The following is an 11372-nucleotide window of genomic DNA, read 5'->3' as shown; positions in this document are numbered from 1 at the left end:
CTGGCCTACCAGTGGGGTGGGACCGCGTTCTCCTACCGCACCTCCAGCGATCCGACCAATCCGAATGGCTGGTCGTCGCAGCAGGTGCTGTCCACCGCCACCATCTCCAACTCCAGCACCGGTCCGATCGACCAGGCGTTGATCGGTGACAGCAGCAACATGTACCTGTTCTTCGCCGGGGACAACGGCCGCATCTACCGGGCCAGCATGCCGATCGGGAACTTCCCGGGCAGCTTCGGCAGCCAGGCCACGGTGATCATGACGGACACCACGAACAACCTGTTCGAAGCGGTCCAGGTCTACAAACTCCAGGGCCGAACCCAATACCTCATGATCGTCGAAGCCATCGGCGCGCAGGGCCGCTACTTCCGCTCGTTCACGGCGACCAGCTTGGGTGGGACGTGGACGCCGCAGGCGGCCAGTGAGAGCAACCCGTTCGCGGGCAAGGCCAACAGCGGCGCGACGTGGACCAACGACATCAGTCACGGCGAGCTGATCCGTAGCAACGCCGACCAGACCATGACCGTCGACCCTTGCAACCTCCAACTGCTCTACCAAGGCCGCGCCCCCAACTCCGGCGGCGACTACGGCCTGCTCCCATACCGACCGGGCCTCCTGACCCTGCAACGCTGAACACCTACGACGGCGGGCCCGGCACACCACCGGGCCCGCCGTCGGCGTAGCGGGCGGCGATCGCGACGGCGCGGTCGCGCAGCGAGGTGCGCAACCATTGCGGGGCCAGGGCTTCCGCGCTCGTGGCGAGCTGCCACAGCGCCCACTCGGCGTGTCGCGAATCCTGGAACGTGACCTCCATCCGCAGCCAGCCGTCCGCGTCGGTCTCTTCGGCGAGGACGGCAAGCGCCGTGCCCACAAGGGTTTCCCGCCGCGCCGGGTGCACCCGAAGCCGCACGGCGACCTGATCGCCGCCGGTCCGAAACCGCGTGCTGCGTTCCCGCCAGATCTGGTCCAGGTCGACCCGGTCCGGCCGCTGCGCCGGTTCGGAGAGTGCCTCCGCGGCCAGCACCCGCGACAGCCGGTAGGTGCGGTCGGCACCGGACCTCGTCGCCAGCAGGTAGGCCTGGTCGCGGACCGTGACAAGGCCGATCGGGTCCACCGTGCGCCACTTCGGCGCCTGGCCGACCGCCGCGTAGTGGATGCGCAGCTTGAGTCCCGCGAACACCGCGCGCCGGACCTCCCCCACGACGGCCTCGGGCACCTCCTCGGCGACCAGCCGGCGCGAGAGGAGGTCGGTCTCCGGGTCGACGAGCAATCGCCGCGCGGCGCCGGCCGCGGTGGCCCGATAGCTTTCGGGCAGCGCGTCGACCACCTTGCGCATGCCCGACGCGAGCGCCGAGCCGAGGCCGAACGCCTGCGCGCCGCTGCGCGATCCGGCGACCAGCAGGGCGAGCGCTTCGTCGTGGTTGAGCCCGGTGAGCTCGGTCTGGAAGCCGGGCGACAGCACGAACCCGCCGTGCCGACCGCGTTCGGCGTACACCGGGACGCCGGCCGCGGACAGCGCCTCGATGTCCCGCAGCACGGTGCGGGTGGACACCTCCAGCTCGCGGGCCAGCGTGGCCGCGGACAGCCGACCGCGCTGGCGCAGCAGCAGCACGAGCGAGACCAGCCGGTCGGCGCGCATCCGAAAACTTTACATGAATACACGACACAGGATGTCGTGATTCGTTGGGAGGCTGATCAGCAACAACGTCGACGACGAACGGAGCTGAAGTGGCAGTGGAACGAACGGCGGTCAACCCGGTGGCCTGGTCGGTGGAGATGGGATTCAACCAGGGTGAGGTCGTCTCCGGGCACACCCGGACCCTGTACTGCTCCGGGCAAACCGCGATGAGCGAAGACGGCAAGCCCCAGCACGACGGAGACATGGCGGCGCAGTTGGCGCTCAGCGTCGACAACCTGGAGGCGGTTCTCGGCGAGGCCGGCATGTCCCTGGCAGACCTGGTCCGGCTCAACGTCTACACCACCGACGTCGACCTGCTGTTCCAGCACTACGGCGTGCTGGCGTCGAGGTTGGGCGCCGCGCGGGTGGCACCGACCACCACGATGCTGGGCGTGACCCGGCTGGCGATCCCCACCCTGATGGTCGAGCTCGAAGGGACCGCCGTCGCGTGATTCCCGTGCTCAGGATGGTGACGATCGGCGTCTACGGCTTCGACCGCGAGTCCTTCCTGCGGCGGCTGCGGCACGCTGACGTCCGCCTGCTGCTCGACGTACGCCAGCGCCGCGGTGTCCGCGGACCGGAGTACGCCTGGGCGAACTCGCGGCGGCTCCAGGCGGCCCTCGCCCAAGCCGGGATCGCCTACGAGCACCATCCTGAGCTCGCCCCGACCACCGAGCTACGCCAGCTCCAGTACGCCGAGGACGACCGCCGCGGGGTCGGCAAGCGCTCGCGGCGGGAGCTCGCCGCCGAGTACACCCGCCGGTACACCACCGAGATCCTCGACAGCGCCGACCTCGCACCGATCGTGTCGGCGCTGCCGAGCGGTGGGACAGCGGCGCTGCTCTGCGTCGAGCGCGATCCCGAGGCCTGCCACCGCTCGCTGATCGCTCAGCGGCTGACCGAGCGGCACCGCGTCACGATCGAACACCTGCGCCCGATGTGATGGACGGGCTGGGCCTCGCCAATGGCCGGCGCCAGCCCGTCCGGGATCGAGGGTTGGAGCCGGGTCAGGCCAGGTCGTACCGGTCGAGCTCCATGACCTTGGTCCAGGCCGCGACGAAGTCGTTGACGAACCTGTCGCGAGCGTCCTGGCTGGCGTAGACCTCGGCCAGGGCGCGCAGCTGCGAGTTCGAGCCGAAGATGAGGTCGACCGCGGTGGCCGTCCACTTCAGCTGGTCGGTGGCCGAGTCGCGGATCTCGTACACGTGCTCCTCGGACTTCGACGCCTTCCATTGGGTACCCGGGGAAAGGAGGTTGACGAAGAAGTCGTTGGTGAGCATGCCGGGCCGGTCGGTGAGGACGCCGTGCTGGCTGTCTCCGACGTTGGCCCCGAGGGAGCGCAGGCCGCCGATCAGGACCGTCATCTCAGGCGCGGTCAGGTCGAGCATGTACGCACGGTCGACGAGCAGCACCTCCGGCTGGGTCTTCTCGCCGGGGCGCAGGTAGTTGCGGAAGCCGTCCGCCCGGGGCTCGAGGACCCGGAAGGTCTCGACGTCGGTCTGCTCCTGAGTGGCGTCGGTGCGGCCCGGGCGGAACGGCACCGTCACGGAGAAGCCGGCGTCGCCCGCCGCCTTCTCGACGGCGGCCGAGCCGGCCAGCACGATCAGGTCGGCCAGCGAGATCTTCGCGCCGCCGGCGTCGTTGAACTCGCGCTGGATGCCTTCGAGAGTCTCCAGGACCGTCGCGAGCCGCTCGGGCTGGTTGACCTCCCAGCCGCGCTGGGGCTCGAGACGGATCCGGGCGCCGTTGGCGCCGCCACGCTTGTCGGTGGAGCGGAAGCTCGCGGCGGAGGCCCAGGCCGTGGAAACCAGCTGGGCGGTCGTCAGGCCGGACTCCAGGACCTTCGACTTGAGGACGGCGATGTCGGCGTCGCTCACCAGCTCGTGGGTAACGGCCGGCACCGGGTCCTGCCACAGCTGGGGCTCGGCGACCCACGGCCCGAGGAACCGGCTGACCGGGCCCATGTCGCGGTGCAGCAGTTTGTACCAGGCTTTGGCGAAGGCCAGCGCGAACTCGTCCGGGTTTTCCAGGAAACGGCGCGAGATCTTCTCGTACACCGGGTCGACGCGCAGCGACAGGTCGGTCGTGAGCATCGTCGGCTTGTGTTTCCTCGACGGGTCGTAGGCGTCCGGGATGATCGCCTCGGCGTCCTTGGCGACCCACTGCTTGGCACCGCCGGGGCTCGTGGTCAGCTCCCATTCGTAGCCGAAGAGGATCTCGAAGAAGCGGTTGCTCCACCGCGTCGGCTGGTCGGTCCAGGTCACCTCGAGGCCGCTGGTGATCGTGTCGGCGCCCTTGCCGGTGCCGTGGGTGCTCAGCCAGCCCAGGCCCTGCGCCTCCAGCTCGGCGCCCTCGGGCTCCGGGCCGACATGGTTGTCGGCGATGCCGGCGCCGTGGGTCTTGCCGAAGGTGTGGCCGCCGGCGATGAGGGCGACGGTCTCCTCGTCGTTCATCGCCATCCGGCCGAAGGTCTCGCGGATGAAGTGGGCCGCGGCGGCTGGGTCCGCGTTGCCGCGTGGGCCTTCCGGGTTGACGTAGATGAGACCCATCTCGGTCGCGCCGACACCCTCGGCCACCTCCTTGTCGGACACGTAGCGCTCGTCGCCCAGCCAGGTGTCCTCCGGACCCCAGAAGATCTCCTCGGGCTCCCACACGTCCTCGCGGCCGAAGCCGAAGCCGAAGGTCTTGAAGCCCATCGACTCCAGGGCGACGTTGCCGGCGAGCACGAGCAGGTCGGCCCAGGAGATCTGCTGGCCGTACTTCTGCTTGACCGGCCACATCAGCCGGCGGGCCTTGTCGAGGTTGGCGTTGTCGGGCCAGCTGTTGAGCGGGGCGAAGCGCTGACCGCCGTCGCCGGCACCGCCACGACCGTCATGGATGCGGTAGGTGCCCGCGGCGTGCCAGCTCATCCGGATCATCAGGCCGCCGTAGTGACCGAAGTCGGCCGGCCACCAGTCCTGGGAGGTGGTGAGCACCTCGGTGATGTCCCGCTTGAGGGCTTCGACGTCGAGCTTCTCGAACTCCTTGGCGTAGCTGAACCCCTCCCCCAGCGGGTCGCTCTTGTCGGAGTTGGCGTGCAACACCGAAAGGTCGAGCTGGTTGGGCCACCAGTCCCGGTTGGTGTGCGGGCGGCCACCGGTCTTCGGGGTCGGCGAGTCGATCGCCGGGTTCTCGCTCTCGCTACCGTGCGCGGTGACGGAGTCGTGCGCGACCGGGCAGCCGGCCGCCGCCTTCTCGTCCACGCCCTGCGCGCTGGCCGGGGCGTTGTCCTGGGTGTCGCTCATCTGCTTCCTTCCGAACTGGCGGTCAGTTGGGCGTGCGGTTGGTCGCACAGTCGGGGCAGGTGCCCAGATAGACGACCTCCGCCTCGTCGACCACGAAGCCGCGGTCGTCCGAGGCGGTGAGACAAGGAGCGCGCCCGGCAGCGCATTCGACGTCGGCGATCGCACCGCAGGAGCGGCACACGAGGTGGTGGTGGTTGTCCCCCACCCGAGACTCGTAGCGGGCGGTCGCACCGGCGGGCTGTATGCGCCGGACCAGACCGGCGTCGGTGAGCGCCCGCAGCACGTCGTAGACCGCCTGGCGGGAGACCCCGGGGTGATCGCCCCGGACCAGCGCGAGCACCGCGTCGGTGTCGACGTGCGGGTGGTCACGCAGCGCGGCCAGCACCGCCAACCGGGGCCGGGTCACGCGCAACGAGGCTTCCCGCAGCCGCGCCTCGAAGTCCGGGTTCACTCGATCAACATAACACTAATCTGGAGTGATTCAAGTTTTCCGGCAGATCTTGCCGGTACCAGCCGCCGCGCGGCGCCCGACACCCATGGTGCACCGCATACCCACGCGAGGAGGTCCAAACCGCGGGCTACCGTCATGGCCTCTGGCCACGGTCCTGCTGTGCGCCCGCGCGGGTCGTCCAGGCCGACGACCAGGCACCGCGTACGACGCCGGCCTGACCAGCCCGCGGCACCGCCCATCGGCGCGGTCAGAAACGACAGCCCACATCCCACCCGGGGAGCGCCGAGCGGTCGTCACGTCTGTCCATATAGGACATATGCACTCGCTGGCCTCGACGTCCATATAGGAGGACCGGTTGCTGGGCAGCCGAACAGGCTGGAATGGTATGCCGCCGGACCAGGCCGTGCGACCAACGGATGACCGGTCTCGGTCAGGTGGCCGCGCTCCGCGAAAGCGGGGGACCCATCCGCTTGGTAGTGTCGGGTGTGACCTGGGTTCTGTCGTGCTAACGGCTCGTGGTGCGGCGTGATCATGGAAGGAACGGGTGACCAGTCGACGCGCGGGCCGCACCAACCCAAGGAGTCTCGATGTCACTCACCCCGGCCGACGTTCACAACGTCGCTTTCAAGAAGCCTTCCATCGGCAAACGCGGCTACGACGAGGAACACGTCGATGCCTTCCTGGACGAACTCGAACAGGAGCTCATCCGCCTGATCGAGGCGAACAACGACCTGCGCATCCTGATGACGCGGGACCGCGCACAGGCCGGCGCGGACACCGACCAACAGCTGGCCACCGCCTTGAACGAGTTGACCGCCCAACTCGACCGCGTCCACCGGGAAAAGGCATCCGCGGAGCAGGTCGCCCGTGCGACGCAGGCCGAGCTGGGGCAGGCACGCGCACAGACCGGCGCAGTGGCCGCCCGCGACCGTGAGCAGGCATCCCAGATGCTGATGATGGCTGAGCGCACCGCCGACACTCACCTCGACGAAGCCCATCGCGAGGCCCGCGACGTGTTGTCCGACGCCCGCTCGACGGCGCGGCAGATTACCGGCGACGCACTGGCCGATGCCGATGCCTTGGAGCGGGGCGCACGACAGCGCCACGACGACGCGATGAGCGGCCTAGAGGCCGAGCGCACCGCGGCCCAGCACCAGCTCGAGGATCTTGAGGCATTTGAGCAGGAGTACCGGTCACGGCTGGCGGCACATGTCGAAAGCCAGCTGCGCGAGGTGGACGGGAGCGACGAGCTCAAACCCTGACGGTCCGAACGCGGCCGCAGGTCCATCCACGGGTGCGCGTGCCCCGCGGCCTCCCACGCCCCTGCCGCCACCCGGCGCGACCAGGACAGCGGCAGCTGAGCCCGCGACCTCAGCCGCCGGTTTCGGCCCCGTCGACCGGGCCGACGTCAAAAGGTGTCCGAAGTCGCTTCATCGCGGCCTCGCTCTCGTCTGGAACGGCTTGGCGCGGTCCCGACGTGTCCGCGTGCGGCGCCGGCCGGAAAAGCTCTCCGTCGGAAGAAGGCGCCTCGAGGGCGGGCTCGGGTGTCGCCTTACCAGTCATTTGCGCTCCAATTGCGAGACCGATGGATAGGCCCCGGACCTCGCGAAATTGCAATCCGGGCGGGTTGGGTGTACGCCTCGCGTACCCCGAGAACCCAACGGTACGCGCAATCCGCTCACGTGAGGTCGGGGCCAAGAGCGGACTACTACAGGACCGCTCCGCGCGGTGCCACCTCGATGGCCGCCACCCCCCTGCCGTAGAGAATCACGAGCCGGTCGCCGTGCCTACTGCGAAGCACGCCGGACTGCTCGGCAAGGGTCGAAACGACATGTTCGACCAGCTCGTCCTCGTCGGTGGTCTGAGGCTCTTCGTAGGTGATGTCCATACGCTCGCCGCCGGTGAGCCGGACGCGAAGCACTACAGTTGCCATAACGTCGAACCTAACCCCTCGGTCGAGGCGGTGCCGGCAGGCCGTCGACACCCTGTTCATGCACGCGGGAGCGGCCATGTCAAAGACAACCAGCCGAGTGTTGGCCGGCGTCGCCGTTGCCACCTTGGCGGCGGCGGGTGTGGCGGCGGTCATCCGCTATCGCCGGGGAGGGCAAGCTCCCGCGGAGGAAGGTGCCCACCTCGACGAACTCCAGGTGCGGCTGACCGAAGCCGAAACGCCGGGCGATCTTCAGCCGACACGTGTGCGGCGGGTCCTCGAAAACCTTCAGCGAAATCAGGGCATATCGGCAGCCCAGCTGGTGCGGTGGATCGCTGCCCTCCGGCATGGGACCCTTACCCCCGAGCAGGCGACGGTGGCGGAGAGCGACTTCGACACCCTTGAGCGGGAGGCAGATCAAGGCGGCGCATGACAGCCCCGGCCGCGGTCGCTGTCCGATATCAGGTCGCTTCCTCGGCCGGCCCGCCGGGAAATGTCCAACACCGGGCTATGCACGTCCTATATGGACCGAACTGGAGTGGCGCCCGCGGGGGCGTCTTCGGCTTCCCCCGCGTTCTCGGCGGTGCCGGTCGGGCACCGGCTGAGTCCGGACCGCGCTCAGCGGCGTCGCCACACGCGAGTTGGAACCTACCGCCGGATAGGTAGTCCGGAGAATGGGCGTCGTGAGCGTCGAGTCGATTCTGCTTTTCGTCCTGGCCGCTGTCGCGGTGATCGTCGTGGTGCGGTGGGTCGCCGACCGGATCGGCTTGCCGGCCGCGGCGCTGCTCCCGCTCGTCGGCATCACATACGCGTTGCTGCCCGGGCCGAACGTCGCGCTCGATCCGGACATCATCCTGACGTTTGTGCTCCCGCCGCTGCTGTACAGCGCCGCTCTGGACTCCTCGTTGCTGGCGATTCGCCGCAACATGCGCACCGTGGTGAGCCTTTCGGTGGTCCTGGTCCTGCTCAATGCGCTGGTGATCGGCTTCGGCTTCGCCTGGTTCGTCGCCGGCGCGACCGTGGCCGCCGGCATCGCGGTCGGTGCGGCGGTCGCGCCGCCGGATCCGGTGGCCGCGCTGGCGGTCGGGCGCCGGGTGGGGCTGCCGCCCAGGCTCCTTACCCTCATCCAGGGTGAGGGGCTGTTGAACGACGCCACCGCGCTGACGATCCTGAGCGTCGCCGTCGCGGCGGCGACCGGTGACGGTTTCTCGGTCCCGTCCACGCTTCGCCTGTTCCTGTTCGCGGCAGCGGGCGGCGTCGCTGTGGGCATGCTGGTCGCGTTCGCCGTCCGCCTGCTGTCGCGGCCGCTGAGTGGCGATCCCTTGATGGTCAACGCCGTCTCGTTGGCCACCCCGTTCGCCGCCTACCTGCTGGCGGAACAGATTCACGTCTCCGGCGTGCTGGCGGTGGTCGTCGCGGGGCTGATCGTCGGACACCAGCGGCCGCGGTCGACGTCGGGCGCGAGCCGGCTACAAACCAGTGCCGTCTGGCGACTGGTCGACTTCCTGCTCGAAGGCTTCGTGTTCCTGCTGATCGGGCAACAACTTCCCGCGGTCGTACGCGGGCTCGCGAGATACGACACCTCCACCATCGTCATCGCGGTCGCGATCACGGTCGGCGTCGTCCTGCTGCTGCGTCCACTGTGGCTGATGCTGACCCAGTCCCTACCCCGTTCACTCCACACCTGGCTGGGTAGCGAAGCGGCCGGCGAGCGCCAGAGCCAGCGGCTGAACGGCCGGGAGGTGCTCGTCCTGAGCTGGTCGGGCACCCGCGGCGTGATCAGCCTGGCGGCCATCTTCACCCTCCCGCTGACCACCGACAGCGGAGCCCCGTTTCCGGACCGCGACCTGCTGCTGTTCTGCACGTTCGTCGTCGTGCTCGCCACCCTCGTCGGTCAGGGCCTCACGTTCGCACCGATCGCCCGCGCCCTCGGGCTGCGCGCGGACGAGGCCGACCAGGCCCGCCAGCGCAACGAGGCGCGTGCGGCTTCCGTCGAGGCCGCGCTCGCCGCGCTCGACGACGTGGAAGCCGAGGAACACGACGACATCCACACCGATGTGATCGAGGCGACGCGCACGCAGCTACGCGCCCGGCTGGCCCGCTACCAGGGCCGGCTCGACCTGCTCCGCGAGAGCGACTCCACCGACCTACCCGTGTCGCCGCGCTACGAAGCCGCACTGCACGTACGCCGCGTGGCGATCGACGCCCAACGCGAGGAGCTCCTGCGGTGGCGGGATGCCGGCCGCCTGCCCGACGACGGCCTGCGGACTCTGGAACGCGAACTCGACCACGAAGAACGACTACTACCCGACCGGCCGGCACGCCGCTGACTGTGCGTCAGGCCGGCGCCGGCTCGGGCGCCGCCAGCAGGCTGGCGCGGGACACGCGAGACGGCATCGGTCGGCGCACCGCCGCGAAGAGCCGTGCCAGCGCGGCCGACCGGCCAGCCGTGGCCGTGACCGCGGCGACGGCGTCCGCGCCCCCATCGACCCAGCTGTTCCAGCTTGACCGTTCGGCGGGGTCAAGCCGGTCGTGGGCGACCGCCAGATCCAGCAGCGACCCGGCGATCTCCCGGCACATGTCCGGCTTGTACCTGAACCGGCTGGCGATGACCCCCAGTTGGCACACCGTCGCGGTGCCACCGGCCACGGCGATCGAGATGTTGAGGTGTGACTCGACGCCGAAGTGAGTCGGCAGCACCCCGTCGAGGAAGCGGCGGCGGATCGCCCGGTACCCGGTGAGCGAGTTGGCGCCCAAGCTACCGACCTCCGGGAAGAACTCGGCCACCAACGGCTCGTAGATGGTGAACGTGCTGCTCAGGATCGTCCCCACGTCCGCGTACTCATAGTCGCCCACGATGTGGTCGGCGGTGCCCGACACAGCCGCCTGCCGCAACGTCGCCGGCACGTTGGCATCGGACGAAACCAGGTCCGCGTCCAGGAAGCAGAGCCACGGCGAGGTGCTACCGGCGATCGCCGCCGCCATGGCCGCTCCCTTGCCGCGGGGCCCGCGAAGCACCTCGGCGCCCGCCGCCTCCGCCCGCCGCGCCGTAGCGTCGCTCGACGCGCTGTCCACCACGAGAACCCGGTCGCCCGGCTGCGCGGCCACGCACGCCTGGCCGACGATCGTGGCGATGTTCTCTTCCTCGTTGCGCGCGGGAATCACGAACGTGAACACAGACCGTGCCTCCATCGATGGGCGAATCACAGCGGATCTGGGAAGTACCAGGGCACAGGTCAGAGGGAGGGCCGCCTCCCCTTTGCGATCGCCTCAGCGATCCTCGGTCGGTGGCGGCACACTGGTCGGCGGCGGAATGGCGACGCGCATCGGCGATCCCAGCGAGGTCCGGGCCGGCTACCGTGCCAACAGCCTATGCCACCGGTACGCCGAGAACACTCTCGGGCGGCGGCCCTGGCGCATTTGCCCGCAGGGGTCCATCGTTAAGCTCATGGCGCAGACCTCGCACGGGACGGACCGGGACCTTCAAGCCGGCATCGCCGACCTACTGGAGCGCATGGCCGGCGAGACCGCGCACGTCGGCGTCTCGGTCCGGGGCGGGATGGTGATGCTCTTCGGCGAGGTGGGCAGCACCGCCGAACGCCTGCGGACCAGGCAGGCGGCGATGGGCGTGCTCGGTGTACGCGGGGTCGCCGACGAGATGGTCGTGCGCGAGCCGGGCACCCCCGGCGCCTCCGACGCCGACCTCACCACACTCGCCAACCGGCTGCTGGCCACGGACGCCGCCGTTCCCGCGGGCGCGGTCCGGGCCGGCGTGCGTGGCTGTGTGCTCACACTCTCCGGCGCGGTGGCCGTGACCGGGCAGCGGGACGCTGCCGCACGCGCGGTCCAAAATCTGCCGGGGATCGTCGGTCTGTGCAACGACGTCCGCGTCGCCAAGCCGCCTGTGGATGGCAACCGGCGGTCGAGCTGACGGCTCGCTCAGCGACGGCGCCCGTACGAAGTCGGGGCTGTGGCAAGCCCAAGTCGCCAGGTCCCTGGTGCCGGCGCCTCACCGAGTCGTACGCCTCA

The 11372-nt window shown here is 69.7% G+C and carries 12 protein-coding genes; 7 read left to right on the top strand and 5 right to left on the bottom strand.

Features of this window, described 5'->3' with window-relative positions:
* Positions 1-633 (top strand): non-reducing end alpha-L-arabinofuranosidase family hydrolase (locus AC5L36_RS43720; RefSeq protein WP_494909864.1); only part of this gene is annotated, 633 nt, incomplete at its 5' end.
* A gap of 4 nt (positions 634-637) precedes the next feature.
* Here the strand turns inward: AC5L36_RS43720 and AC5L36_RS43715 are convergent.
* Positions 638-1639, bottom strand: coding sequence for a helix-turn-helix transcriptional regulator (locus AC5L36_RS43715; RefSeq protein ID WP_441217635.1), 1002 nt, complete (start codon positions 1637-1639; stop codon positions 638-640).
* An 89-nt stretch (positions 1640-1728) separates the two neighbouring features.
* On the opposite strand from AC5L36_RS43715, the gene AC5L36_RS43710 reads away from it, so the two are divergent.
* Together AC5L36_RS43710 and AC5L36_RS43705 are read left to right on the top strand one after the other, a co-directional pair.
* Complete coding sequence (locus tag AC5L36_RS43710; RefSeq protein ID WP_441217637.1) at positions 1729-2130, top strand: RidA family protein; 402 nt, start codon at positions 1729-1731, stop codon at positions 2128-2130.
* 14 nt (positions 2131-2144) lie between these two features.
* Entirely contained in the window at positions 2145-2621 is a 477-nt protein-coding gene (locus AC5L36_RS43705) for a DUF488 domain-containing protein (RefSeq protein WP_441217733.1), read from the top strand.
* A gap of 64 nt (positions 2622-2685) precedes the next feature.
* Here the strand turns inward: AC5L36_RS43705 and katG are convergent, their stop codons facing one another.
* Both katG and AC5L36_RS43695 read right to left on the bottom strand, forming a co-directional pair.
* Positions 2686-4962 (bottom strand): catalase/peroxidase HPI, encoded by a 2277-nt coding sequence (gene katG / locus AC5L36_RS43700; protein ID WP_441217639.1) that lies wholly within the window; start codon positions 4960-4962, stop codon positions 2686-2688.
* A 22-nt stretch (positions 4963-4984) separates the two neighbouring features.
* Positions 4985-5413, bottom strand: a complete 429-nt coding sequence (locus AC5L36_RS43695) for a Fur family transcriptional regulator (RefSeq protein ID WP_441217641.1) — start codon at positions 5411-5413, stop codon at positions 4985-4987.
* Between the two features lie 587 nt (positions 5414-6000).
* Here AC5L36_RS43695 and AC5L36_RS43690 point away from each other — a divergent pair.
* Positions 6001-6675, top strand: a complete 675-nt coding sequence (locus AC5L36_RS43690; RefSeq protein WP_441217643.1) for a DivIVA domain-containing protein — start codon at positions 6001-6003, stop codon at positions 6673-6675.
* 446 nt (positions 6676-7121) lie between these two features.
* Here the strand turns inward: AC5L36_RS43690 and AC5L36_RS43685 are convergent, their stop codons facing one another.
* Positions 7122-7499, bottom strand: a complete 378-nt coding sequence (locus tag AC5L36_RS43685) for a hypothetical protein (protein ID WP_441217645.1) — start codon at positions 7497-7499, stop codon at positions 7122-7124.
* Between AC5L36_RS43685 and AC5L36_RS43680 the strand changes: the two genes are divergently transcribed.
* Together AC5L36_RS43680 and AC5L36_RS43675 are read left to right on the top strand one after the other, a co-directional pair.
* Positions 7486-7776: a hypothetical protein gene (locus AC5L36_RS43680; RefSeq protein ID WP_441217647.1), complete on the top strand. Its 291-nt coding sequence runs from the start codon at positions 7486-7488 to the stop codon at positions 7774-7776. The two genes, AC5L36_RS43685 and AC5L36_RS43680, sit on opposite strands and share 14 nt — an antisense overlap.
* 250 nt (positions 7777-8026) lie before the next feature.
* Positions 8027-9673 carry a Na+/H+ antiporter gene (locus AC5L36_RS43675; protein ID WP_494909862.1) on the top strand — a complete coding sequence of 549 codons (1647 nt, stop codon included), beginning with the start codon at positions 8027-8029 and terminating at the stop codon, positions 9671-9673.
* A 7-nt stretch (positions 9674-9680) separates the two neighbouring features.
* Here AC5L36_RS43675 and AC5L36_RS43670 read toward each other — a convergent pair whose 3' ends face one another.
* On the bottom strand, positions 9681-10520 hold the full coding sequence (locus AC5L36_RS43670; protein WP_441217651.1) for a glycosyltransferase family 2 protein: 840 nt from the start codon (positions 10518-10520) through the stop codon (positions 9681-9683).
* 271 nt (positions 10521-10791) lie between these two features.
* On the opposite strand from AC5L36_RS43670, the gene AC5L36_RS43665 reads away from it, so the two are divergent.
* Complete coding sequence (locus AC5L36_RS43665) at positions 10792-11274, top strand: BON domain-containing protein (RefSeq protein WP_441217653.1); 483 nt, start codon at positions 10792-10794, stop codon at positions 11272-11274.
* Positions 11275-11372 lie beyond the last annotated feature (98 nt).

The organism is Phytohabitans sp. LZ39, assembly GCF_059359075.1.
Note: the sequence above shows the minus strand (reverse complement) of the source record. Positions and strands in the feature narration are given on the sequence as shown.